Annotated in this window: 24 protein-coding genes and 1 tRNA gene; 15 read left to right on the forward strand and 10 right to left on the reverse strand. The window is 48.2% G+C overall.

Going from position 1 to position 25,901, the window contains the following annotated elements:
• The first annotated feature begins 65 nt into the window (after positions 1–65).
• Positions 66–638, forward strand: coding sequence for an elongation factor P-like protein YeiP (gene yeiP / locus JK211_RS02950; protein ID WP_212707181.1), 573 nt, complete (start codon positions 66–68; stop codon positions 636–638).
• A gap of 331 nt (positions 639–969) precedes the next feature.
• The gene (locus JK211_RS02955; RefSeq protein ID WP_212707182.1) at positions 970–1,665 is read left to right on the forward strand and encodes a phosphatase PAP2 family protein; all 696 of its coding nucleotides are present in this window, start codon (positions 970–972) and stop codon (positions 1,663–1,665) included.
• 63 nt (positions 1,666–1,728) lie between these two features.
• On the opposite strand, the gene JK211_RS02960 is transcribed toward JK211_RS02955, so the two are convergent.
• Positions 1,729–3,291 (reverse strand): APC family permease, encoded by a 1,563-nt coding sequence (locus tag JK211_RS02960; RefSeq protein ID WP_212707183.1) that lies wholly within the window; start codon positions 3,289–3,291, stop codon positions 1,729–1,731.
• A gap of 656 nt (positions 3,292–3,947) precedes the next feature.
• Between JK211_RS02960 and mepS the strand changes: the two genes are divergently transcribed.
• Positions 3,948–4,523 carry a bifunctional murein DD-endopeptidase/murein LD-carboxypeptidase gene (gene mepS, locus JK211_RS02965; RefSeq protein ID WP_212707184.1) on the forward strand — a complete coding sequence of 192 codons (576 nt, stop codon included), beginning with the start codon at positions 3,948–3,950 and terminating at the stop codon, positions 4,521–4,523.
• An 82-nt stretch (positions 4,524–4,605) separates the two neighbouring features.
• Here the strand turns inward: mepS and JK211_RS02970 are convergent, their stop codons facing one another.
• The 3 genes from JK211_RS02970 to rsuA form a co-directional block, all read right to left on the reverse strand.
• On the reverse strand, positions 4,606–4,935 hold the full coding sequence (locus tag JK211_RS02970) for a hypothetical protein (RefSeq protein ID WP_212707185.1): 330 nt from the start codon (positions 4,933–4,935) through the stop codon (positions 4,606–4,608).
• 226 nt (positions 4,936–5,161) lie between these two features.
• Positions 5,162–6,343: a Bcr/CflA family multidrug efflux MFS transporter gene (locus tag JK211_RS02975; protein WP_212707186.1), complete on the reverse strand. Its 1,182-nt coding sequence runs from the start codon at positions 6,341–6,343 to the stop codon at positions 5,162–5,164.
• Positions 6,344–6,361: 18 nt separating this feature from the next.
• Entirely contained in the window at positions 6,362–7,081 is a 720-nt protein-coding gene (rsuA, locus tag JK211_RS02980) for a 16S rRNA pseudouridine(516) synthase RsuA (protein WP_212707187.1), read from the reverse strand.
• Positions 7,082–7,224: 143 nt separating this feature from the next.
• Here rsuA and JK211_RS02985 point away from each other — a divergent pair, with 143 nt between their 5' ends.
• Together JK211_RS02985 and rplY are read left to right on the forward strand one after the other, a co-directional pair.
• Positions 7,225–8,979 carry a DEAD/DEAH box helicase gene (locus JK211_RS02985; protein ID WP_212707188.1) on the forward strand — a complete coding sequence of 585 codons (1,755 nt, stop codon included), beginning with the start codon at positions 7,225–7,227 and terminating at the stop codon, positions 8,977–8,979.
• Positions 8,980–9,120: 141 nt separating this feature from the next.
• The gene (rplY, locus tag JK211_RS02990; RefSeq protein WP_212707189.1) at positions 9,121–9,408 is read left to right on the forward strand and encodes a 50S ribosomal protein L25; all 288 of its coding nucleotides are present in this window, start codon (positions 9,121–9,123) and stop codon (positions 9,406–9,408) included.
• Between the two features lie 389 nt (positions 9,409–9,797).
• Here rplY and yejK read toward each other — a convergent pair whose 3' ends face one another.
• Complete coding sequence (gene yejK, locus JK211_RS02995) at positions 9,798–10,808, reverse strand: nucleoid-associated protein YejK (RefSeq protein WP_212707190.1); 1,011 nt, start codon at positions 10,806–10,808, stop codon at positions 9,798–9,800.
• Positions 10,809–11,062: 254 nt separating this feature from the next.
• On the opposite strand from yejK, the gene JK211_RS03000 reads away from it, so the two are divergent.
• The 5 genes from JK211_RS03000 to JK211_RS03020 all read left to right on the forward strand — a co-directional run bounded on the left by JK211_RS03000 (position 11,063) and on the right by JK211_RS03020 (position 14,786).
• Entirely contained in the window at positions 11,063–11,290 is a 228-nt protein-coding gene (locus JK211_RS03000) for a YejL family protein (protein WP_212707191.1), read from the forward strand.
• A gap of 18 nt (positions 11,291–11,308) precedes the next feature.
• Positions 11,309–13,063, forward strand: a complete 1,755-nt coding sequence (yejM, locus tag JK211_RS03005; RefSeq protein ID WP_212707192.1) for an LPS biosynthesis-modulating metalloenzyme YejM — start codon at positions 11,309–11,311, stop codon at positions 13,061–13,063.
• A 75-nt stretch (positions 13,064–13,138) separates the two neighbouring features.
• Positions 13,139–13,215: transfer RNA gene (locus tag JK211_RS03010), tRNA-Pro, on the forward strand.
• Between the two features lie 315 nt (positions 13,216–13,530).
• Positions 13,531–14,436 carry a GGDEF domain-containing protein gene (locus JK211_RS03015; protein WP_212707193.1) on the forward strand — a complete coding sequence of 302 codons (906 nt, stop codon included), beginning with the start codon at positions 13,531–13,533 and terminating at the stop codon, positions 14,434–14,436.
• A gap of 107 nt (positions 14,437–14,543) precedes the next feature.
• Positions 14,544–14,786: a DinI family protein gene (locus JK211_RS03020; RefSeq protein ID WP_212707194.1), complete on the forward strand. Its 243-nt coding sequence runs from the start codon at positions 14,544–14,546 to the stop codon at positions 14,784–14,786.
• A gap of 125 nt (positions 14,787–14,911) precedes the next feature.
• Here the strand turns inward: JK211_RS03020 and JK211_RS03025 are convergent, their stop codons facing one another.
• Both JK211_RS03025 and JK211_RS03030 read right to left on the reverse strand, forming a co-directional pair.
• Entirely contained in the window at positions 14,912–15,325 is a 414-nt protein-coding gene (locus JK211_RS03025; protein ID WP_212707195.1) for a DoxX family protein, read from the reverse strand.
• Positions 15,326–15,764: 439 nt separating this feature from the next.
• Complete coding sequence (locus JK211_RS03030; RefSeq protein ID WP_212707196.1) at positions 15,765–16,682, reverse strand: LysR family transcriptional regulator; 918 nt, start codon at positions 16,680–16,682, stop codon at positions 15,765–15,767.
• Between the two features lie 189 nt (positions 16,683–16,871).
• On the opposite strand from JK211_RS03030, the gene JK211_RS03035 reads away from it, so the two are divergent.
• Positions 16,872–17,591 carry a GNAT family N-acetyltransferase gene (locus JK211_RS03035; protein ID WP_212707197.1) on the forward strand — a complete coding sequence of 240 codons (720 nt, stop codon included), beginning with the start codon at positions 16,872–16,874 and terminating at the stop codon, positions 17,589–17,591.
• Between the two features lie 63 nt (positions 17,592–17,654).
• Complete coding sequence (locus tag JK211_RS03040; RefSeq protein ID WP_212707198.1) at positions 17,655–18,386, forward strand: 4'-phosphopantetheinyl transferase; 732 nt, start codon at positions 17,655–17,657, stop codon at positions 18,384–18,386.
• Positions 18,387–18,393: 7 nt separating this feature from the next.
• On the opposite strand, the gene JK211_RS03045 is transcribed toward JK211_RS03040, so the two are convergent.
• Together JK211_RS03045 and apbE are read right to left on the reverse strand one after the other, a co-directional pair.
• Positions 18,394–19,005, reverse strand: coding sequence for an alpha-ketoglutarate-dependent dioxygenase AlkB (locus JK211_RS03045; protein WP_212707199.1), 612 nt, complete (start codon positions 19,003–19,005; stop codon positions 18,394–18,396).
• A gap of 23 nt (positions 19,006–19,028) precedes the next feature.
• The gene (apbE, locus tag JK211_RS03050) at positions 19,029–20,072 is read right to left on the reverse strand and encodes an FAD:protein FMN transferase ApbE (protein ID WP_212707277.1); all 1,044 of its coding nucleotides are present in this window, start codon (positions 20,070–20,072) and stop codon (positions 19,029–19,031) included.
• A 194-nt stretch (positions 20,073–20,266) separates the two neighbouring features.
• On the opposite strand from apbE, the gene JK211_RS03055 reads away from it, so the two are divergent.
• The gene (locus JK211_RS03055; protein WP_212707200.1) at positions 20,267–20,425 is read left to right on the forward strand and encodes a hypothetical protein; all 159 of its coding nucleotides are present in this window, start codon (positions 20,267–20,269) and stop codon (positions 20,423–20,425) included.
• Between the two features lie 59 nt (positions 20,426–20,484).
• Here the strand turns inward: JK211_RS03055 and ompC are convergent, their stop codons facing one another.
• Positions 20,485–21,612, reverse strand: a complete 1,128-nt coding sequence (ompC, locus tag JK211_RS03060; RefSeq protein WP_212707201.1) for a porin OmpC — start codon at positions 21,610–21,612, stop codon at positions 20,485–20,487.
• A gap of 975 nt (positions 21,613–22,587) precedes the next feature.
• Here ompC and rcsD point away from each other — a divergent pair.
• Both rcsD and rcsB read left to right on the forward strand, forming a co-directional pair.
• Positions 22,588–25,230 carry a phosphotransferase RcsD gene (gene rcsD, locus JK211_RS03065; protein WP_212707202.1) on the forward strand — a complete coding sequence of 881 codons (2,643 nt, stop codon included), beginning with the start codon at positions 22,588–22,590 and terminating at the stop codon, positions 25,228–25,230.
• A 14-nt stretch (positions 25,231–25,244) separates the two neighbouring features.
• Positions 25,245–25,892: a response regulator transcription factor RcsB gene (gene rcsB / locus JK211_RS03070; RefSeq protein ID WP_212707203.1), complete on the forward strand. Its 648-nt coding sequence runs from the start codon at positions 25,245–25,247 to the stop codon at positions 25,890–25,892.
• Positions 25,893–25,901: the final 9 nt, after the last annotated feature.

Here is a 25,901-nt window from a genome sequence, read left to right on the forward strand (position 1 = left end):
CTGCCGGCGATTGCGCGGGTAACGTTGCGCCAAAATTCTGTTTTACTCACATAGAGAGAGTTCTGATGCCAAAGGCAAATGAAATAAAACGTGGTATGGCAGTCACCTGGAACGGAAAATTACTGCTGGTGAAAGATATTGATGTACAGAGCCCGAGCGCCCGCGGCGCTGCCACCCTGTATAAAATGCGTTTTACCGATATCCGTAGCGGTATGAAAGTGGAAGAGCGTTTTAAAGGTGATGATATTGTCGATACCATCGCACTCAGCCGCCGCGCGGTGACTTTTTCTTATATTGACGGTGACGAGTATGTCTTTATGGATGATGAAGACTATACCCCCTACCATTTCAATAAAAATCAGATCGAAGAAGAACTGCTGTTTATTCCGGAAAACGGTATTCCCGGGATGCACGTACTGACAATGGACGGCCAGATTCTGGCCCTCGAATTGCCCCAGACCGTGGATATGGAAATTACCGATACCTCTCCGGGCATTAAAGGTGCTTCAGCCAGTGCCCGCACTAAACCCGCAGGTATGGTGACCGGCCTGGTTATTCAGGTCCCTGAATACCTGAGTAACGGTGATAAAATCAGGATCCATATTCCTGAGCGCCGTTATATGGGCAGAGCAGATTAAGTATCACTCCCCTGCTATCCGCGGCAAAAGTGACCTCTGGCCAGAGCATTAACCCGGCCGGCGGGTCACTTTCTGCCACAGATCATAGTGCGATCCTCTGTGCCAGTTAATGTGCTATTTTTTCACATTTCAGTGGTAAATATTTACAGTTTTCTACTCCTCATCCCCTGATTCGTTCAATGTAATAATGGATTAACCGTTATAATCGCCGCGTTTTTATTATGATGACCGCAAGTCTGCGTCTGGCTTCGCTGTCCATTCAGGGAATATTAAACATCTGTTTAATTTTTCTGCCTGAGTTTGTTGAATTAATTTTATTCTGAGTTTAAAAATGCGCCTTTCACGTCTGATAACTATTCTCCTGCTTAACGCTTCAGGTCTTGCTCTGTTTTTTTCATGGTATCTTCCGGAACATCACGGCTTCTGGTTTGCTATTGATAAATCGATATTTTTCGACTTTAACAGCCGTATGGTATCCCATCCTGCGTTTGCAAAATTCGTAGCAATTACTAATTACCGCGGGTTTGATGCAGTTTCTCTGATTGCTATGGGATTACTTTACTATTCTTACTGGCGGAAAAATTCTCCGGCCGGACGTCATCGAATGCTGGCGATCGGTATTACCCTGTTACTGAGTGCCGTTGTGCTGAATCAGCTGGGACACAGAATCCCGGTGGTGCATTCCAGCCCGACCTTGTTTTTCCAGAACGTTCACCGGGTCGGCGAACTTACCGGAATTCCGACGAAAGATGCCTCGTCAGACAGTTTCCCCGGTGACCACGGTATGATGCTGATGATTTTCGCCTGCTTTATGTGGCGTTATTTTGGTGGTCGTGCTTTTGCCAAAGCCGCAGTCATTTTCTTTATCTTTGCCCTGCCGCGGGTGATGGCCGGTGCGCACTGGTTTACCGATATTGCAGTCGGCTCCCTGTCGGTGGTGCTGGTCGGTATGAGTTGGTGGCTACTGACACCAGGCAGTGATGCGGTGGTTAACTTTCTGGACAGAAAGTTACCACGCCGTAAGTAGTAATCAGGTTGTACCGGAGTAAAAAGCGCCAGTCAGGCGCTTTTTACTGTGAGTCTGCAGTATTTAACTATTCAGTTCTTCATTATCGGTAATTTCAGGCACCGGCAGGCTGGTAATAACCCCCCAGTAGTAACAGACCAGTGCAATAATCGTTACCAGGATCATATCTGTCGGGGCAGCAATGATATTAATGCCACCGAAAGTTCCCAGATAAGACACCAGCAGCACCAGCAGATAGTACACCAGTAACCACCAGCCACATTTCAGATCCCGTCCCGAAGTGACACTCTTATTACCGAATAAGACGTAACCGACCCAGGCAATCACCAGTACCGGAATTAACAGTTCATTGACCGACCAGCCGCTCCAGTAAATCAGTAAAGTACTGGCAACAAAAGCCAGCGGGCTGAAAATCGCCGCAACCGGCAGACGGAAAGGCCTAGCCATATCCGGCAGATGACGACGGAATGCGCCAAGAGTGACCGGCCCCGGCATATATGTAAAGACGGTCGCCGAGGTCACAGCGCCAATCAGCCCGCCCCATACCTGAAATTCGGAAGGTAATGTCCAGGCAATGGAAAGCATCAGTGACAGCCATAAAGCGCCGCGCGGAACACCGGATTTAGGGTCAACTTCACCAAACACTTTAAATAAATGACCATTACGCGCCCAGGCAAATAATACCCGGCTGGCACCCGCCAGATAAATATTACCGGTACCGGCAGGAGAAATAACAGCATCCACCAGGATTAGATTAATCAGCCAGGTGATACCGAGACTGCGTGCAAGATCAGCGTAAGGAGACTGGAAAACAGCTTTAAGGCCATCCCAGCCATGGGCTGACAGAGCTTCTGAAGGCACAGCCCCCATAAAAGCATACTGTAATGCGATATAAATAATAAAGCTGACAGCAATAGCGATCATAATTGATAGCGGGACATTACGCTGCGGATTTTTCGCCTCACTGGCAAAATCCACCGCCTGACGGAATCCCAGATAGGCGAAAACAATCCCTGCCCCCGTCAGAGAGGTGAAAATACCGTGAGCACCGCCGGGCGGCGGCGGTGGCACATCCAGATTAGCACCATGGTAATACATAAATAACGTACCAATCGTCAGCAGAGGCACAATAAATTTAAAGGTAGTAATAATAGTATTTACCCGGCCGAAAACACTGACACTCCAGTAATTTAATAGGAAAAAACCCACCAGCAGCAGAATTTGTACCGCAAAACCAGAGGCTGTCGGACTGCCATCCGGGTGGCTGAGCGCGGGCCACCAGTATTGTGCATATTGTCGTACCGCTTCTACCTCAACCCCGGCAGTACTGGTATATGCCAGCAGCGAGCTGACGCCGATAACAAATCCCACCACATTACCGTGAGAGAAATTAGGGTAACGGACAAAGCCGCCAGCCCGTGGAATAGCCGCCGAAAGTTCGGCAAACACTAAGCCAATCAGCAATACAATGATTGCTCCCAGTATCCATGCCCAGCCGGTCTGTGCACCTGCATAGCCTGAACTGGTCAGTGCTGCATACAACCAGCCGGAACCTATCATTGACCCTATACCCAGCAGGCTGAGATCAACCAGTCCTAATTTTTGTTTAAATGCACCCTTTGCCATAAACACCTCTTAATGTGATATCCCGACCAGACATCTGGTTTAGGTTATGGTTTATGTATTGCTGTTGTTATTTCCTTTCCCTTCAGGCTTAGCATTTTGCATGCCATATATAACAACAACCCCACAGTGGTCAGGGTGTTACCCGTAAAACATGCCAGTACACACTATGATTCCGCGGCTTACCCCCGCAGACAAGGCAGAAAAAATGCCAAAAAAGAACCACTCAGCATGTACAATGGCAGTGCGTACTGCACCCGAATGATGCTGGCTTAACGAAAAGTTACATTCAGAAATTACAGCTTATCCAGCGACAATCTGCTGAGCACTATCCGGCAAGAGTGTTCCCTTTCAGGGCAGGCGGTCAGGCGGTTTAACGGGGAAATAGTGCACAAAAATACGCCAGGACACATTTCGTAAATTATTCAAATTAATCCATGTCAAAAAATTACTTAAAAGCTCTCGCCAGTTGTCATTTTATGCGGTAATCTGAATTTCGTATCAGCGGTTAATTTTAGATAAACAGCTCATTACGGTGGTTTCTGCGTATTTATTCGTGCTCCGTAAAACAGTTTATTAATGGCTGATTATCCTCTTTCTGTTCTGTCATCTGGCTAGCGGCAATTCTGTCGTAAGGACTTTGAAGGAAACTCTGAATAATGGTCAAGTCTCAACCAACTCTGAGATATATCTGGCGGATTGTTCCTGCCATTGCATTAGCAACGTTACTCTCAGCATGCAGTACCCCGGCTAATAATACAGCCCGGATCGAGAAGCATGAAGTTAACAACCGTAGTGGTTTTTTACTTCAGGCGTCTCAGGATGAATTCGAACAGATGGTTCAGAGTGTGGATGTTAAGTCCCGCATTATGGATCAGTACGCTGACTGGAAAGGCGTACGCTACCGGATGGGCGGTGACACTAAACGCGGAATTGATTGTTCTGCCTTTGTTCAGCGGACATTCCGTGAGCAGTTTGGCCTTGATTTACCACGTTCTACTTCAGGTCAGCAGTACACGGGTTCTAAAATTTCACGAAATAAACTGCGCCCGGGGGACCTGGTTCTGTTTCGTGCCGGCTCTACCGGCCGCCATGTCGGTATTTACCTGGGCAACAATAACTTTGTCCATGCATCTACCAGCAGTGGTGTAATGATTTCGAGCCTGAATGACAGTTACTGGAAAAATCGCTACCGTGAAGCCAGACGGGTACTGAGTAACAGCGCCCACAGTTGATATTGTCAGGCCTTCCGAGTCTTTAGCCAGACAGAAACGCTGCTTTTAAGCAGCGTTTTTTTATGGTTATTTTTGTCTGTGACTACTGCGGGAAATTCTCAGCAATCGCTACCCCGTTATTCTTCAGACAGCAATTTACCGTGGCTTCATCGGTGCTGGCAACCAGCAGGCAGGCTGTACCGCGCCACTCAATAACGTTACTGTCCGTATCGACCTCTGCCAGCATTTTTTGTAGTGCTAACATCACCTGCTCAGATTGCTGCTCCTGAGAATCCAGCAGTTCAAAAATAACCACATCTTCACCACGACCGGAATGCACTACCTCGCTCACTGTGAGAGCTGAAGGCATCGCAGGTGACCAGTGATAGTAATCAGGTAACCGGTGTATAACCGATAACTGCTGCCTGTCCAAATAATCTCTCCCCGCAAACAGAAGTTCATCCGGTCCGCGTTCCGTAACCGGCAGGAAAATAACTGTGGATATTCCGCTGCCTTAACAAAGATCGCCTGTCACCGGCTGACTGATAAAAACAATCACAAACTGATGATTATTTTTATCACTTTAACTACAAATTATAAACAATAAAATAAAATCCCGCCCCACACACAGGAGGCAGGACGGTGACTCAGAGGAAGAATTAGCGCAGAGTATGACGGGATGCAAACCAGAATAATAACAGCGATAAGCTGGCACAGCTGGCAATCATCACTGCCATTGGCCAGGCTGAAGAAAAACTAAACAGTGACAGGATGGCACCGGTAACAGCCCCCACCCCAAAGCGTAATGTCCCGGCAAGAGAAGAAACAGTACCGGCGATATGCGGAAACTCATCAAGTATCACCGCCATGGCGTTGGAGGCCACCATTGATACGCAGCCGATAAACACAGCAACCCCCAGTACCAGCGGATAAAATCCAAGACCGACAGCACAAACCACTAATAGCCATATCCCGCTGATAAACTGAATAATAAGCGCAATTCTGAACAATAATAACGGACCGGCCAGCCGAACCATACGGCTATTAATCAGGGTCATCAGAAACAGAAATACGATATTCAGCGCAAAGTAATACCCGAAATGCTGCGGAGAAACATGGTACAGCGTGATGTAGACAAAAGGCCCCGCATTAAGGAACGCGAACAGCCCGGCAAACGAAAACCCGCTGGCCATCATCAGACTGAAAACTTTTTTATTACGGAACAAAATAATAAAGTTGCTGATAATAGTACGCAGATGCAGAGGCTGACGTTTATCTGCCGGTAATGACTCGCTGATCCCAAAAATTACCAGCAAAAAACCGACAGTTGCCGCAATCGCCAGTGCCCAGAAGATGGACTGCCAGTTTCCGGCCAGCAGTAACCAGCCCCCGAGGATAGGTGCCATCAGGGGAGCCAGGGTGGTAATCAGCATCATAATCGACATCATACGTGAGAAATCTGCACTGGAGTAGCTGTCCCGGATAATGGCATTGATTACCACCCCGGCCGATGCTGCCGCAAGACCATGCACCAGTCGCATCCAGATCAGGTGGTCAATCGTCCCCGCCATGGCGCACCCGGCAGCGGCAAGAATAAATATCAGTACCCCGGGTAACAGCACCGCTTTACGGCCAAGGCTGTCAGATAATGGCCCGTAAAACAGTTGTCCGACGGCAAAACCCAGAATATAGGCGTTCAGCGTCATCTGAACCTGACCGGAAGGTGCCAGAAATTCGCTGGCAATCTGTGGCATCGCAGGAAGATACATGTCGATAGACAATGGCATCAGCATTGCCAGCAAACCCAGAATAACTATCAGCCTCAATTTCTCTCTCCGCACAGGGGACTATCAGCCTGATTATTTTCGCTGCAATTCTGCAGGTAAGCCTGCACTGTCAATTTCCTCACGACTTAATTCACGATACTCACCGGGTTCAAGAGTGTCATCCAGAACGATGTCACCAATTTGCTGACGATGCAGGGCAACCACATGATTCCCTGTGGCAGCAAACATACGTTTTACCTGGTGGTAACGCCCCTCACTGATGGTCAGCAAGACTTCCGTCGGTGTCAGTATTTCCAGTGAAGCGGGCTTAGTCGGTTGTTTATCCCCGCGTAATTCAATGCCTTTCTTAAACTGCTCTGTCGCCTGTGCATCCAGCGGATTTTCCAGAGTAACATGATATGTTTTCTGGCAATGATGACGAGGAGAGGTGATACGGTGTGACCATTGGCCATCATCGGTCAGTAATACCAGCCCGGTGGTATCGATATCCAGCCGCCCTGCTGCATGAAGTTTCCATGCCATTGGCTCTTCCAGAAAGTAGAGAATTGTCGGGTGATCTTCATCTTCTGTCGCGCATACATAACCCTGCGGCTTGTTAAGCATAAAATAACGGGGCCCGGATTGTTGTTGCAGGCTGTTACCTTCATATTCGACCTGATGTTCCGGTTTAATTTTGAAAGCGCTGTCCTTAACAATCTCGCCATCCACAGTGACTTTCTGTGCACGAATTTCACGTGAGGCAATGGCCCGGCTTATTTCCAGTTGTTGAGAGATGAATTTATCGAGTCGCATGAATTTCTTTTTGCCTGTAGCAGCGAAGGGAAAATACAATGACGCTTATCGTCATGTTCAGTCTTCCAGTATAACGTGAACCTGAGCTGGCTGTCAGTGACGATATATCGTCGATTGTATACTCCTTTTAAAAAGTGATGTTTATGTCTTTTACTCTGCGCCCTTATCAGCAGGAAGCGGTTGATGCAGCTATCCGCTATTTTCGCCACCATTCGCAACCTGCGGTGATCGTACTGCCTACCGGCGCGGGGAAAAGCCTGGTGATTGCCGAACTGGCCCGTAAAGCCCGCGGACGGGTACTGGTGCTGGCTCATGTTAAAGAACTGGTGGCGCAAAACCATGCAAAATATCAGGCGCTCGGCCTGACGGCCGATATTTTTTCTGCCGGCCTGCAGCAAAAAAAGAGCCGGCAGAAAGTAGTTTTCGGCAGTGTGCAATCCGTTGCCCGCAACCTTGATGCCTTTGATGCTGAATTTTCTCTGGTGATTGTCGATGAATGCCACCGGATCGCCGATGATACAGACAGTCAGTATCAGACTATCTTTAGCTTTTTGCGGCAGCGGCGTCCGGATCTGAAGCTACTGGGACTGACAGCCACCCCTTTCCGGCTGGGGAAAGGCTGGATCTATCACCTTCATTACCACGGGATGGTTCGCGGTGATGCACAGGCTATGTTCTATGAGTGTATCTACGAACTGCCCCTGCGATACATGATCAAAAATGGTTATCTGGTTGAACCACAGCGGCTGGATATGCCGGTGGTGCACTATGATTTCTCGGCTTTATATGCCGCTAATCAGGGGCTGTTCAGTCAACGAGAGATGGATAAACAGCTGCAACAGCAACGCCGGGTGACGCCGGCCATTATCCGCCAGATTATCGAACTGTCGGAAGAGCGGCTGGGGGTGATGATTTTTGCTTCAACAGTGATGCATGCCAAAGAGATCCTCGGTTTATTGCCGGAACAGAGTGCCCTGATCAGTGGAGATACCCCGGCAAAAGAGCGCGATAAAACATTACAGGCATTTAAGCAACAACAGATCAAATATCTGGTCAATGTTTCGGTACTGACCACCGGATTCGATGCCCCCCATGTCGATGTCATTGCGATACTGCGCCCGACAGAATCTGTCAGTCTGTATCAGCAAATTGTCGGGCGTGGCCTGCGCCTGTCACAAAACAAAAAAGATTGTCTGATCCTCGATTATGCCGGTAATCCTCATGACCTGTTCAGCCCTGAAATTGGCAGTCCGAAAGGCTCCGCTGATAACCAGCCAGTGCAGGTGTTCTGCCCTGCCTGCGGTTTTGCCAATACTTTCTGGGGAAAAACAACCTCCGATGGCACGATTACCGAACATTTTGGCCGGCGCTGTCAGGGGATTATTGAAGCCCCTGATCAGCCACGCCAGCAGTGTGATTTTCGCTTCCGCTTCAAATCCTGCCCCCGGTGTAATGCAGAGAATGATATTGCGGCCCGGGTATGTCATCAGTGCCAGGGTATTCTGGCTGACCCCGACGATATGCTGAAAGCGGCACTCAGGCTCAAAGATGCCATGGTCCTGCGTTGTGCGGGAATGACATTACATACAGGGCAGGACAGCCGGGGTGAATGGCTAAAGGTTATTTACTATGATGAAGATGGCAGCGAAGTCAGCGAACTGTTCCGTTTGCACACCGCCGCACAGCGACATATTTTCGAATTACTGTTTATACGCCACCACCATAAAGCCCCCGGCACTCCCCTAAGCTGGCAACATGCGGTTGATTTGCCTGCCCTGAGCGATGCTTTCCGTTATCCTGATTTTATTGTTGCCCGTAAAAAAGGTCATTTCTGGCAAATCCGTCATAAAGTATTTGATTATCAGGGGCGCTACCGTAAAGCGAATCAGTTACGCTGATGGCGGGAAACCGCTGAATTTATTTGCCCGCCACAGGGGAAGCGGCTATAATGCCGCGCACTTTTACATTCGGTAAAAGTACATTCAAGATAACCTTCTGTTGCTGGGTCGCCTGTAGCAGAATTACAAAGAGAAATTAAGATGTTCACTATCAACGCAGAAGAACGTAAAGAGCAGGGTAAGGGTGCGAGCCGCCGCCTGCGTCGTACAGCTAACAAATTTCCGGCTATCATCTATGGCGGAAACGAAGCAGCTGTCGCTATCGAACTGGACCATGATGTTGTTATCAACATGCAGACCAACCCTGAGTTCTATTCTGAAGTTCTGACCCTGGTTGTTGCCGGTAAAGAAACTAAAGTTAAAGTTCAGGCTGTTCAGCGTCACCCGTTCAAGCCAAAACTGCAACACATCGACTTCGTTCGCGCGTAATTGCCCGATCAGTCAGTAAAAAACGCCGGGTAATACCGATCTGTCAGAGCTGACATTAACGGTTAAACGATCAGGCGGTTGTATAAAAATCCGCAATCTTTTACAAGGTTGCGGATTTTTTTATGCTGCTAAGTCAGGCGACGCAGCCGTGTCTCCGTTTGCTCAGCCAGTATTCTCCGGGGTCTGAGCCCCTGCCCCACCGTTGCTGACCGCAAACGTTGTTCCGCAACTTACCATCAACCCGCCAGCCTGATTCCGGGGTCAGCGGAAAGCTGCCACAGAGGGCAGAAGACAGAGTGCGGGAAAAAGAGACCGCAACACGGCAGGTTACGGCTTCTTTCTGACGGTTAACTGACAAATATGACGCGTAATCGCGCGTTTTTAGACAGTTATTTATTGTTTTCTCCGGTACGGCGTTGCAGCTGATCACGCAAATTCGGTGGCGTTCCTTTGATGGTCAGCGTATCCGTTGCCGGATCCCAGAAAATACGCTCACCCAGTAACATCGCATCAAAGCTGAGTGTCAGGCCGCCGCCACTGCCGGAAAATTTAGTTAACTGCCGCAGGGTACTGCGATCGGCAGGGAAACTCTCTTCCAGCGAATACTCCTGCTCGCGGGTAAAGGTTTCAAAACTTTTATCGCCCATCGCTGGCAGTTCGCCAGACAGTTCCTGAACTGTAATTTCTTCCCCGGCTTGCAGCTGCTGGTTACAGTAGCTGTAAACCTGCTGACGGTATTCCTGTCGTTGCTGTTTTCCCAGGCTGGCGTCTTCACAATAATCGTCCACTGCCTGCAACAGGCTGCGGTTCTGTGCTTTGGTGTCCAGCCCGACACTGGCCCCGAGGAAATCCATAAAGAAATCAGAGACTTTACGGCCAACACGCCCCCGTAAAAAGGTCAGGTAGCGTAATGATTCAGGCCGGGTTTCCCATTCGGTCAGGTCGATCCTTGCCACAATATCCGCATGGTTAATGTCAAGATAGTGGGTGGTACTGATATCCAGTGTTTCGTTAATCCGCATACTGCTCTGGCTGTTAAGTACTGAAATCAGAAGATATTCTGTCGCCAGGTAACGGTAACGGGCAAACAACACTACACCGCCATCGGCAAAAGGATATTTCGCCAGTTCATCACGTAAACGTCCGGTGGCCGCACGGCTGAAGGCTAAAAAATCCTGAGAACCCTTACGGCATTCACGTAATGTGTCAGCAAGTTCACTGTCTTCATTAAACAGACCATAGGCTTTATTTTTAGCACTGTAGACACGATGTAGCTCTTCCAGCATATCAGCAACGGCTTCGCTGGCTGTCAGTAATGAATCGCGTAACACCAGCTCCAGTTGATCTTCACCACGTTTAATCAACTGATGGACGACAATCTGGTCAATATCCAGACTCATGGTAGACTCTCCTTCTCAATCAGGTGCGTATTCAACCATTGCCCTGCCCGTCTTTCAATGCTAATCCGCATTTAAGCTGCAGGGTGACCAGAAAACGATGGTGCAGGAAAATCGTGAAAACCGGGCCACAATACGCTACAACAGTATTTAACAAAAATGCGCGGATTATTAAGTTAAACAGACAATAAAATTGCAGAAAAAAAGTGGCGTTTGCAGTAGAATGTCCGCCTTTTACGACTTAGCAAACTGATATTATGCCTCAATCATCCCGATATAGTGACGATCGCGTGGAACAACTCCTCGCCCAACTGGCAGAAGTGCTGGAAAAAGATCAGGCCCCGACCGACCTTTCCCTGATGGTGTTAGGCAATATGGTGACGAATCTGATTAACTCCAGCGTTGCACCGGCACAACGCCGCTCGATCGCCCGTACCTTCGCGGAAGCCCTGCAGGCTTCGGTACGCGAAGATCATGCACACTAAAGATATGACCCGATCAATATGGTAAACAACCAGCAGCGCTACAGGGAAAAAGTCTCTCAGATGATTAGCTGGGGCCACTGGTTTGCCCTGTTTAATATCTTTTTTGCACTCATTCTCGGTAGCCGTTATCTGCTGGTCACCGACTGGCCGGCCTCGCTGGCGGGCAGAATTTATGCTTACTGTAGCTGGATCGGGCATTTCAGTTTTCTGGTATTTGCCGCCTATTTACTGGTGATATTTCCGCTGACGTTTGTCGTGATGTCGCAGCGGCTGCTGCGGGCACTGTCGGCAATACTGGCGACCAGCGGGCTGACGTTACTGCTGGTCGATAGTGAAGTCTTCAATCGTTTTCATCTTCATCTGAATCCCGTGGTCTGGGATCTGGTCGTCAATCCCCAGCAGAGTGAAATGACCCGCGACTGGCAGTTAATGTTTATTGCCGTACCGCTGATCTTTCTGGTGGAGATTCTTTTCGCCACCTGGAGCTGGCAGAAATTACGCAGCCTGAACCGGCGTAATTTCGGTAAACCGCTGGCGATACTGTTTATTGTCGCCTTCTTTTCCAGCCACCTGATGTATATCTGGGCGGATGCCAATTTTTACCGTCCCATCACCATGCAGCGGGCAAACCTGCCGTTATCCTATCCGATGACTGCACGCCGCTTTCTGGAAAAACATGGTTTACTTGACCCGCAGGAATATCAGCGCCGTCTGATACAGCAGGGTGACCCGGATGCCGTCTCGGTTGCTTATCCGTTAAGTGATATCAGTTTCCGGCAGAGCAGCACTCACCATAATCTGTTATTGATTACCGTCAATGCTATTAATGAAACGACGGTAGCCAGTGACTTCCCTGTACTGAATGAATTTGCCAGCCAGAATGTGCGTTTCACCAACCATTTCAGCTCCGGCACCACCGATGAAAACGGACTGTTTGGCCTGTTTTACGGTATCTCCTCCAGCTATATGAATGGTATTCTGGCAACCCGCACGCCGTCAGCGTTGCTCAGTGCACTGAACAGCCGCGGTTATCAGTTTGGTCTGTTTTCTTCTGATGGTTTCAGCCAGTCACTCTATCGCCAGGCATTACTGGCAGATTACTCATTGCCGGCGGCCAGGCCACAGACAGACCAGCAGACCGTTTCACAATGGCAGGACTGGCTACAGAAACAACAACATTCTGCCACCCCCTGGTTCTCCTGGGTGTCGCTGGATGGCATCAATAATGACGGCAATAGTGATAATGCGCGTCAGAAAAATTACCTGAATTCGGCTAAAGCCACCGACCAGCAGATTGGAGAGATACTCTCCCAGCTGAAAAAAAGCGGAGAACTGGATAATACCGTAGTTATTATTACTGCACGCCACGGTATGTCCCTGACCGACAGTAACAATAACCAGGATCGTCAGTTGCTGCAGGTCCCCCTGGTGGTCCACTGGCCATCGACACCCGCACAGTCAGTCACTAATCTGACCGACCATCAGGACGTCATGACAACCCTGATGCAAAGATTACTGCATGTAACCACCTCGCCGGAAGACTATTCTCAGGGTGAGGATCTTTTCAGTCCACAGCAGCAGCATCAGTGGGTGACCGGCAGTGATGACAGTAACCGGCTGATTATTACCACCCCGGCATCAACGCTGGTACTGGATAATCAAGGTAATTACACCACTTATGACACAGCAGGCAACGAACTGAAAAATCAGCGCCCTGAACTGGGACTGTTATTACAGGTGCTGACAGAAGAAAAGCGCTTTATCGCAAACTGATTATTAATGAGTCAGTTAGCATAACCGGATATTGCAATCTGCAAAATTATCCGTACTATGTGGTGGCAACAGTATCGGCACGTAGCGCAGCCTGGTAGCGCACTGTCATGGGGTGTCAGGGGTCGGAGGTTCAAATCCTCTCGTGCCGACCAAATCATTATTCTGTTAGTACCGGTTACTGATGGAAACCCCGCAAAAACCCGTATTCTCACTGAGTTTACGGGTTTTTTGTTGTCTGTTTCCGTAGTAATATCCATGCCGTGTCTCAGCGGCCCGCGAGCCCTCCTTCCTGTATCAAAACAGTTACCGCCATTCTTATACGCAGCTCTGCTGTCCGTGTGTAACGTTCAGCATCTGGTGCGGATAATCACAGCTGCAAGCAAAGTCATCAGCAGAGAATCAGAGGCCGAAAACCACTTATTCCATTAACCAGTAAGTTAACGTTGCCGCAGATTCGGGAGGTAACCATGAATATGAAAAATAATGACACCTTAATAGATTTCAAAGGAAAGCCGGGCCGGTTACTGTATTTCTCTTTCCTGACGTATACCCTGCTGACCCTGGCAGGGATTATCGTGCTGGCCGCAGCAACCACAGCTCTGTCAGACATCGAAAGCTATTTTTATATTGATTTTATCACGGCGGTAATGATTGCCTGGTTTTTATCCAAATCTCTGCGGACCCAGCCTTATGAGAGATACGTAGCGTTATTCAGAACCGGGTTATTTATTATATTTAACTGCCTGCTGGTTATTTTGCTCACCGGCCTCGACATATTATCTGCCCGCTGTTCACTGGTCATTGTCTCTGTTGTGTTTATTCCGGCCATTTTGCTTATTATTACCTCATTTAACGAGTTTATTTCCTTCATAAACTTTAACTATAAATCCGCCGTTAACCTGTCTTTAACCGACGAACTGACCGGACTGCCAAACCGAAGAGCGTTAAACTTTACTCTCAGGGAATTGGAGAAAAAAGCAGCGACGGTATGTATCCTTGATATTGACCATTTCAAACGTATCAATGATTCCTTTGGCCATAAAATGGGTGACAAAGTGCTGATTTCTGTCGGTCTGGCGCTCAGTGAGTTCAGAGACGAAAACGTTTCTGTCGCCAGGTCGGGGGGGGAAGAGTTTTGCCTGATCATTAAAGATAACGTTGACGCTAATCAGGTTATCAGCAGGGTAAAAAAATCGCTGTCCATTGATTATAATAACGATATCAAAATCACTATCAGCGCCGGAGTGGCATCTAAAGGACGCAACGAAAACTTCACTTCTGCACTGATTTACGCGGATGAAGCCCTTTACCGTGCCAAACGAGAGGGTCGCGACTGTATCGTATTTGCGGACAACGGAACGATTCAAAGATAATCGCCGACAACGACGCAAAAAATGCGTTATATCGCAAAAAAATGCTGCGTCCCCGCGGGTTAACTGCTAAATTACTGGTTATATAACCAGTAATGAGTGCCGCCATCATGTTTGTAGAATTAGTGTACGATAAACGCAATGTCGCCGGTCTGGAAAATGCCAGAGAGATTATCCTGGAAGAACTTACCCGCCGTGTACAACGTATTTTCCCGGAAGCTGAGGTCAGAGTAAAACCGATGCAGACCAACGGACTGAACAGCGATGCCAGTAAGAGTGACCGGGAAAAACTTAACCGGATGCTGGAAGAGATGTTTGATGAGTCGGATATGTGGCTGGTAAACGAATACTGATATTTTTACTGGCGACAGCAATACACTCCGGACCGCTCAGCCTGAAAAGTCCGCTACAATATCGTCTGTTACGGCTGCCGGTAAAAAACCGGGGATTCCCCCCGGCATTTCAGAAGGCTGCCCGCTTATTTACGGTCAATGGAGTATCTGCCCGGGCCGGTCAGCGCCAGTGCCAGGAAACCACCGGCAATACTGATGTTTTTATAGAAGTTAATCATGGCACCATACTGCGCCATTCCTGTCATATGCCAGTACTGATGCCCCATCAGGCCTGTTGCAACAGTATAAACGGCCAGCACTATCGCCAGCGGGCGGGTGTAATAACCAGCAATAATCAGAACACCAAAAACCAGTTCAACGACCACCGCAACTACCGCCGCGACAGCAGGTAAAGGCGCACCCACTGATGCCATATAACCGATAGTCGCTTCAAAACCCGCCAGCTTTTCCCAGCCAAAAATGACAAACAACAGCATCAGTAAAATACGAGTCAGTAACAGAAGAGCATCACGATATTTTTCCAAAGACAGATATTGCATATTAATTACCTCAGGGTTAATTGCTTATACCGCGGCTCTCCGCTGCGGAAAGTATATTGATAAGTATTGAAATTATTACGTTTCTTACATGAAATAAAGAGAAGGCAGGCTCAGGATCGTTCCGTGTTCTCTGGTGCACTGATGTTACATCAACCATATTGAACATCAACACAGCAGATTGATAATCACTGTCCCTCCTCAGGTGACAATAAGGGCTGGAAAAACTGCCGGGCCGGCTAACATGAACAGTACAATTCGTCAGTCAGCAAACAGGAATTAAACATATTACTTTCTAAAACAACACGTTAATAAATTCATTGATAAACTATCGGTGAAAATCAGAATAAATATTCCCCGGACAATAATCATCAGTATTTTTGAATAAGTTGAGCAGAGAATTATAAGAAGATAGATTGCCTGCCACAGGCTGCCTGTGCTTTCAGGCCGGGAGAATACCGTTCTGCTCACCGGAAGGGTGGCTGGCAGTAATATGCGGGCTGATAAATGCCAGTAATGCACGGATTACCGGGTTGTGCTGACGATGACCGGGATAGATGGCGTTCAGTGATAACCCCTGCGGGGTAAAATCGGCTAACACCGGAAGCAGTCTGCCTGCATTAATCGCGTCATTAACAATAAAGCGGGGTAATAATACCAGCCCTAACCCTGCTTCTGCAGACTCTCTGAGTACTTCCCCGTTATTACTTGATACCGGGCCGTTTATCGCAAAGAAACGGCTCTTCCCCTCAACCAGCAGGTTCCAGCCCGATGGCCCTGCGGTACCGTATCGCAGACAACGGTGACGGCTGAGATCGGCGGGAAGTAAGGGTATACCCGTCTGTTGCAGGTAGTCAGGACTGCCGCAGATAACCATCGGCAATATCCCCAGTTGACGGGCAATCATGCTGGAATCAGCCAGTGCGCCAATCCGTAATACCATATCGAAACCTTCGCCGATCAGATCGACAAACCGGTCATTAATTTCGATATGCAGACTGACTGACAAATGCTGATGCTGAAAACGGGTAAGCAAAGGGGCAATATGCCGCAACCCGTAGGTGTGTGGCAGACTGATCTTGAAATTTCCCACCAGCTGACTCTGGCGTAGCGATATCGCATCTTCAGCCTGACGGACTTCATCAAGAATACGGCTGGCATGTTGAAAAAATACCTGTCCGGCATCAGTCACTGATAAACTGCGGGTATTACGTACCAGTAGCTGCGCGGCCAGACCGGTTTCCAATGCACCGATCCGCCGGCTGACAAACTGTTTTGATAACATCAGCCGGTCTGCCGCTGCGGTGAAGCTGCCGGTATTTACAATGGCGACAAAAATACGCATATCATCAAGGGTCATGGTGTCGATCCGGAATATCGGTTTTCTGCCAGATTGTCCGGCTGCCTGCCCGGCAGTGTATCACCCTCCCCCGGGCTCTGTACTGACAGAAAAGATATTTCACACTTCAGCCCGGAAATATTGTTCCACCGGAATCAGGCTGACACTTATAGTAGGTTTTCCACGCCACTGACTGACAGGAAAAGAACAATGACTGACAGAATCAATAAGTTCGGACAACCCATCGGCCTGCCGGTGGATACCTGGCAACCCGCAAAGCTCCCTGAAGCAGTAACACTGACGGGCCACTATTGCCAGTTACAGCCGTTAGACAGCCAGCGCCATGAACAGGATCTCTGTCAGGCACTACAGTGTGAAACAGGCGGTGAATCTTTATGGACATATATGTTTTCAGGCCCCTTTACCTCGCGGCAGCACTTTCATGAATATATTCGCGCCGCTGCTAACAGCCGCGATCCATTCCATTTTGCTGTTATTGATAACGCTACCGGTAAAGCCACAGGCAGCTTGTCACTGATGAGAATCGATACGGCTAATGGCGTGGCAGAAGCCGGACATGTTATGTTTTCACCACAACTGCAACGTACTCCGCTTTCTACAGAAGCACAGTATTTACTGATGCGCTACGCATTTGACACTCTGGGTTATCGTCGTTATGAATGGAAATGCGACAGCCTGAATACACCTTCACGCAATGCAGCACTCAGGCTGGGATTCCGTTTTGAAGGTATATTCCGTCAGGCGATGGTGTATAAAGGACGCAACCGCGATACTGCATGGTTTTCCGTAACCGACGAGGAATGGCCCGGATTGCGATCAGCATTTACACAATGGCTGAGTGCAGACAATTTCGACTCTGCGGGGCAACAGCGTTATCCGCTACGTTATTTTCGCTCCGGCACGCTATAATTCTGCTGCCGGCTGAATCCGCCGGCCTGATTTTATTCCCGGAGCCGGTTAAGCCGGATAACTATGCTGATGTCTGCTGAGTTCCCTTCTGCCGTTACCGAAAATTTAGTCCTGCCTGACGGACAGTTTATCTGTCGCGCGGCTTTTTCTGCGTCATCTCCGGTTCTGGCCTGTGCTGCCTTTGATAGCGCAACCTTCAGTCCGCATCTGTACCAGCACTATAATATTCCCTGCCCGATGGCCATCAGCGGGGCTGCCCGTAAACGCCAGGCAGAATACCTGGCCAGCCGCTGGCTGGTCAGATCAATTGCCGCCAGCTACGGTATTAAAAATTTTATACTGACCAACAATCCTGATCGTTCGCCCCGCTGGCCCCCGGCCCTGACGGCATCCTTGTCACATACCAGCGGAATGGTATTTTTGCTGGCAGACCCGCAAAAGCGTCTGGCAGGAAACGATACGGAACAGTGGATGAACCGCCATACGACCAGCCAGATCAGGGATATCCTGATGGATAAAGAAGAAGGGAAGCTGCTGGCTTCAGTACAGTTACCCCCGGAGCAGGCAGTAACCCTGCTATTTTCTCTGAAAGAGAGTCTGTATAAGGCATTATGGCCGGAAGTCCGTCAGTATATCGACTTCCTGCAGGTAAGATTACTGACTATTGATGAAATGAACTCGACGGCCTGTTTACAGCTGAAACAGACTCTGTCACAGGACTATCCCCAGGGCCGCTGTTTTACTGTCAGCTATGCTATTACCCGGCAACGCGTATTCAGCTGGATCAGTCACTGATACACCATTACCCGGCACAACGAAACGTCATATTATAACGGTATTTTCCGGTCAGGGGATGTGAGCCTGGTTTCAGGGGTAAAATCCCGTGAAAACGCAGCCGGGAACGTCCCCCCCAGACCACGACATCCCCGTGTTCCAGCATAACTTTAGTCACCGGATCGCCGCGTTCAAAGCCTCCGAATTGAAATACCGCAGCCAGCCCGAGAGATACAGAGACAATCGGCTGACGCAGATCCTTTTCGTCTTTATCCTGATGTAACGATAACTTGCTGTCGACAGCATAACGGTTCATCAGACAGGAGTCTGGCCGAAAGCCGGTGAAACCGGCACTCAGGGCGGTAGTAATAGCGTATTTTCTTAAGTTATCAGGCATCAGCAACCCGCCATTAATCGGATGAGCGTCTGCGGGCCGGCCATACAGGCCACAATGGGTCATCGCCACCGACATCCGAAAACCGCCGGGGGTAATCCGGTGCTGAAAGGGACGCTGGCTGGCAATCGCCATAATCTGGTCGAACAGCCAGTGATCATCATGCCTGGCATAACGCCGCAGGATGACAGCGTCTTCTGCCAGTGCCTCCTGCCACGGGGGGTCGCCCTCAAAAAGATCCAGCATGGTTTATTATTACTCCGCAGAGGTTACTTTGCTTCAGTAAGCAAAAATGATTTAAACAACGGTGAGGCCCAGCTTTCAAATTTATCTCCGTTACGGGTAATAAGAAAAACAGCCAGATGCTGTTTCAGGGCCAGTGCTTTTGCTTTTTCCGTCCCCAGAACCATCAGTCCTGTATCCCAGCCATCAGCTTCTCCGGCAGTGGTGGCTATCACAGTTGCTGATGCCAGTTTATGCTCAATCGGGCGGCCGGTAGCAGGATCGATAATATGAGAGATACGCTGACCATCCAGCTCATAATAGTTACGGTAATCACCCGAAGTACTGATACCATGCCCCTGTAAATCCACTACTGCCTGTGCTTCATTTTCCAGATCCGTTGGCTTCTGAATGGCTACTCGCCAGGGTTTACCTTCTGCCGTATGCCCCCGCGAGAGCAACGCCCCCCCGACAGAAACAAGGTAGTTAGTAATTCCCTGAGATTCCATTAAACGGGCAAGATGATCGGTGGCATATCCTTCGCCCATGGTTGACAAATCAACATATAAATCAGGAAGATCTTTTTGTAACGCCTGGCCATCCGCCGTCTGAATGACTTTGAGATGTCTGAGTCCCGTCCGGGCTTTGGCCTGATCAATCTGTTGTTGTGCAGGAGTATGTGCCGGCATTTTTTCCGGACCAAATCCCCATAAATTGACCAGCGGCCCGACCGTAATATCCATTGCTCCGCCGGTTTTGGCACCGATACGCAATGCCATGGTAACAATATCGGCCATCGCTTCGCTGACCGGCCAGGGCCGGGTGCCGGTGTATTGGTTAAAACGCGACAGTGCCGAGTCAGTTTTCCAGGTTGAAAGTTCCTGATCATCATTATCCAGCTGTTGCTGAATAACCTGCTGTAACTGACTGCGGCGTGAGGCAGGTACATCAGCGACAGTCACACGCCAGACCGTACCCATGGTTTTACCTTCCATCACCAGATTCTGACCGGAGGAAGACGTTGCATTATCACAACCACTCAGGGCGAGTACCATACTCAGTAGTACGGTGCCGCAGCAAAGAACTCTCATCAAATTTATTTCCGGAATTATAAGCCAGGTTCAGCCGGAAGTTCACCAGCCACCACAGGGCAAAGACGCACCAAAATGAGGCGCTATACTAACAAAATGACTGCCGGGCCCCGTGAATATCCGTGCTATCTGCTGGCATAAATTTTGCTGTCAATAGAGTGAATAACCGGTGAAGTAATAATGAGGTACTGCAGATGAAGAAATTTTCGGCGATCGGTCAGCAGCTAAAGCAGTTATGGGCACAATGGTTATTGTCCGCGGTTTTTACCCAGGCAGGCTCGGCTCTGGAAGGAACCCATCGCCACTTATCCCGCCCATTAAACCGTGGCGGGAAAAGTGACAACAGGTACTGAGGATTCAGGCTACCCCGACAGGAAACAGGCAGCACATAACATTCGCTGCCTGTTTTTTATCAGAACTGATATACCAGACCAAGTGCAACAATATTATCAGTATTAATATTGGCCGCTTCAGTGAACTGGTTGTTTTTCAGCAGGTTGATCTGATAGTCAACATAGGTAGACATATTTTTGTTGAAGTAATATGTGGCGCCGACATCCACATAACGTTTCAGGTTCTGTGCACCGTATTTTTCCACACTGGTACCCCGTGAAGAAATAAATGCCAGAGACGGACGTAAACCGAAGTCAAACTGGTACTGGGCAACTAATTCCAGATTATCGGCTTTATCCGCATAACCGTAAGCGGTTGAATCGCTGCTGTTACCAAACCGGGTCGCATTATAAGAACGGGTATACATAGCCGCCAGATAAACATCGCCGTTGTCGAATTTCACACCGCCTGTATAGGCTTGTGCTTTATTACCTTTACCCAGAATGTGATTTTTATCAGCGCTGATATAGTTATTCTGTTCCGTGGTCCGGTTGGAAGAGAACATCGCCGCACCCAGAGATAAGTCCGGACTAAGATCATAGCTGGCACTCATACCCCAGCCATCACCGTTCTGACCTAAGACATCACGGCCATTGGCGGTTTCACTGGAACTGCCATTTTTTCCCTGGTACTGCACTGCAATCTTCAGGCCGTTAATCAGTCCCCAGAAGTCTGAATTACGGTAAGTCAGCAATCCGCTGGAACGCTGGAACATAAAGTTATCCGAACCGTAGGTATCGCCGCCAAATTCCGGCAGTACATCCGTCCAGCTGGCAATATCATACACAACACCGTAATTACGGCCATAATCCAGTGAACCGTCATTATCAAATTTCAGCCCGGCAAAACCATAACGGGTATAGTTGTCAGCACTGCCCTGGGACTCAGCATTATTCACGGCGACCTGATATTCCCATGCGCCATATCCTGTCAGTTGATCTGAAATTTGCGTTTCGCCTTTAAAACCAAAACGCATATATGACTGATCACCGTCTGAGCCATTATCCTTTGAGAAGTAGTGTAAGCCGTCAACTTTGCCAGACAAGTCTAACTTGTTACCGTCTTTATTATAAATTTCGGCTGCACTGGCTGATCCTGCAGCCATGAGCAGTGCCGGTACCAATAGTGAAAGAACGCGAAGTTTCATGTTATTACCCTCGAGTGGGACCCGTAACGTCAGAGACTGACTCAGGAAAATTATATAAAAGTAAAGCAAGTGTTTTCTTAAGTCATGTTAATTCAGGATAAGAAATAATCTATCCGCAAAATGATACTAAACAGACGAAAATGCTTCAATTTATTTCTAAATAATTTCAGAATGTAAACCTTGCGGAACTTTTTCAAACCAGGCACCACTATTAATGAGCACTAAAGGTTAAATCAACAAAAAAATTATTCCGGTAAAGAATTAGGCACTAATTGTCAAAGAGTTAAATGTTCTTGTAAATGCTTTGATGTTAAAAATAACCGCACTGAATGATAAATAAAAACGGGGTGACGGGAATATAATGTCAATTGCTATCATCATTTATTTTATTATTACCTTCATTCACCCCGAATGATTATTGTCTTAACATTCCCTGCCGGACTTCGCGTCCGGTTTTTTTTGCCCAAAAAACAGTCTGATAATTACTCCCCCCCTGCCCTGACTGACATCTTATTTTGTGCCGGTCAAATAATTAATATCTTTTAATAATTATCCTGCGCGATAAATATCACTTAACGAAATTAAATAATGATTAATATTACTCATGATTAACGATGGTTTTTCAGCCTCACGGCTTCTGCCGACAGAATTTATCAGCGTCCTGATAACCGGCAGCTGACTTCAGGATGTTCAGTACTGATAGTTATAAGATGTTATCCGTGCTGGCGCTTGTCAGGAGCCGATTGCCGGTGCCCGTATCAGCGGTAAGTTATTTCGGGACGCAGCTTTACTTCCTCACCTATTGAGGATATTTTTAGCGCACAATAGCGTCTGCCATTACGGACCTGGATAAGTCAGTGGCCTGGTATCAGCCCGGCAAAACAGGTTACCCTGTGCGGTACTTCGCTGATATCCATCGTCACAGTCCATCTTTTGTGGGAGCGATTCCACATTACCTCAGGTTCAGAAACTTTTATGTCCGGAAAAAATAATTCGCCGCTGTCAGGTCATTTACTTAAATTTCTTATTTTTTTCAACGTGATAGTTATTGCTATTATCATCAGCGTTATCTATGACAGCCTGGGTACCCAACTGCATCACCAGCAGACTCTGGTAGAGAATTTTGCACGCTCAACACAACTGCGCATTGATAACTACCGGTTTGCCACCTGGCAAATATACGGTAATCAGACCTCCGCTGATGATGCTACCGACGATGATAGTGCCACCCTGCAGGAAACCCGCTTGCGGGCTGATGTCTACGCCCCGGCGCAAGATCGCCATAAAACAGAAGCACTGATTTTTGGCTCTCATGACAGTAATACTCTCGCCAGCGCCCGCAGCGCGACCGATTTCCTGGACAGTTTCTGGGCATTAAAGAAAAATACCTGGTCAATGTATTACCTGAATGGCCAGGATAACAGCCTGACGATGATATCCACTCTGCCACTGAAAGATATGCTGAGCCGCTATAACGGTGAAAGCATTACCGGACTGGTTTCCGCACGCCGGGCAGAAATGCTGCAACAGGCAAATACCCTGGATGAGCGCGAAAGTTTTTCCGGCCTGCGGCATTTACCTAACAGTAATGACTACTACTTCACATTAAGAACCACCTTTAACCAGCCGGGCCACCTGGCCACGGTACTGGCATTTGACCTGCCGGTGGATGACTTACTGAACGGTGATTTGCGTCCGGAATGGTTAACTTTTCATAATACAGAGAACCTTAACGGTAATAATGATACCCGTAACTCAGACAGCCTGAATCTGGCGACCACCTCCGTTGATCTGGTCGCCCCGTTAAATGCTTCACCGATGACTATTACCTATCATCTGCCGGTGATGGTATTACTGCATCAGGCTCTGCAGGGATCTTTTTTAACTTTATCCCTGTCGCTGCTATTACTGATGCTCTCGGTAGCCGGCAGTTTCTGGCTGCGCCGTGTGCCTGCTCCGGCAGAAGAATCACCTGATCCGGAAACAGATTTACTGCGTCAGATGAATAAAGAAATGGTAGACAGTCTGCCGATAGGTTTCCTTATTTATGATTTCAATACCCGTCAGGAAGTGGTGAGTAATGAAAAGGCCGCTCAGCTGATCCCTCATCTCAACCTGCAGAAAATTATTACGCTGTCAGACGGTGATCGTGGCGTGTTGCAGGTAACTGTTAACAATGAAGTCTACGAAGTCAGACACCAGCAAAGTCAGTGTTCCCCTCAATACTGCTTCTTTATGATCCGTAACCAGGACAGGGAGATCCTGGTGAATAAAAAACTACAGCACGCCCAGAAAATTCTCGATCAAAACCACCAGATGCGGCATCAGTTACTGGAAAATATCGGTAACGCTTTTCGCCAGCCTCTGCACCGGTTACTGCAGCGTCTGACTTCCCTGCATGGCCAGCTGGATGAACCCGGCTGGCAGCAACTGATCGATTCAGGCGAACATCTGGTGCGGATGACCGGCAATATTATTTTGCTGACCCGGCTGGAAAACCGGCAGTGGTCAGCAGACCTGCAGCCTTTCTGTCTCCAGCAACTTATTGATGACATAGTGAGCACTTTACTGCCATCAATTAACCAGCGTGGTCTGGAAATCATTGTCAGTAATTTACGGCCTGCGGACGAAATTCGTCTCGGTGACCGTAACCTGTTACGTGAAATTCTGCTGACACTACTCTGGTACTCCTTCGGAACGACCCATTGGGGTAAAATATCTGTCAGGATCAGCGCAAGCCCGGAACATACTGATCGACTATTGATAAATATTGTAGATACTGGTCAGGGTCTGAATAAGACAGAATTAGCCAATGCCGATTTTCCGTTCAGCGGAGAAGTCAGTACGGTCAATGATGAAAAATCAAACAGTATGGATTTGTTTTTTTGTCGCCAGTTTTGCCAGACCCTGAACGGAAAGCTGGATATTATCTCTAAACCCGGTATCGGCAGCCATTTTAGTCTGTTGATGCCTCTGCCGGTTCAGCAACAGGGAATCGATCAGGAAGAAAAAATACTGGATGGAATAACAGTATTGGTGGATGTGGTGGTTGATGATATCTATAAAATTGTCAGTCGTCAGTTAGAGTTCTGGGGAGCAAAATGCCTGATAGCTGACGACCGGGTGCCGGGCCAGGACTATGATTTTCTGCTGACTGATGTGCCCGCCAGACTGAGCGGATGGGCACTGCTGATCACCGGCTCAGAGCAGGGTTATACTGCGATTAATGCGCAACAGTACCGGGTGAATTATAATCTGAACCAGGCATTTCTGGATGCGCTGTTATTACTGATTGAGAAACAACTGACTAAGGACGAGACGGAGGAAGCTCCTGAGAGCAACACGGGCGATATGCTAAAAGAACCCGAGTACTTTCAGATATTTAAGGACACAGTGCCCGATGATGTCGAAAAATTATATCTTGAAATTTCTGATAACGATTATGCTGCGCTTGCCCTGACTGCTCATCGTCTGAAAGGCGTTTTCGCGATGCTTGGCCTGCAGGATGGCAAAGTATACTGTGAACAGTTGGAGCGTTTGATTGAAGAGCGCGATGATTTAAACATTAAAAATACCACCAGTGATATCGAACACTACGTGAACTCACTGCTGCAGTAAGGTAGCTAAAAAAAATGGATAACTTAAACGTAATTATTGCCGATGATCATCCGATTGTTTTATTCGGGATCCGTAAATCTCTGGAACAGATAGACTGGATTAACGTCGTCGGTGAGTTCGAAGATTCAACCACACTCATCAATAACTTATCTAAGCTCGAAGCCAATGTCCTGATCACCGACCTGTCGATGCCGGGTGATAAATACGGCGATGGGATCACTCTGATTAAGTATATAAAACGTCATTATCCGGATTTGGCGATCATCGTACTGACGATGAACAACAACCCGGCGATTCTCAGTTCGGTACTGGACCTGGATATCGAAGGCATTGTACTGAAACAAGGTGCTCCCACCGATTTACCTAAAGCTCTGGCCGCCCTGCAGAAAGGTAAGAAGTACACTCCGGAATCTGTTGCCCGGTTACTGGAAAAAATCAGTGCCGGTGGCTACGGAGACAAACGTCTGTCACCGAAAGAGAGTGAAGTACTGCGCTTGTTTGCTGAAGGTTTTTTAGTAACAGAAATCGCCCGCAAACTGAACCGTAGTATTAAAACCATCAGTAGCCAGAAAAAATCTGCCATGATGAAGCTGGGTGTGGATAACGATATTGCCCTGCTTAACTATCTGTCTTCTGTCAGCGCAACACCACCAAAAGACTGATTATCTGAG

Source organism: Tatumella sp. JGM130, assembly GCF_018257525.1.
GTDB lineage: Bacteria > Pseudomonadota > Gammaproteobacteria > Enterobacterales > Enterobacteriaceae > Tatumella > Tatumella punctata.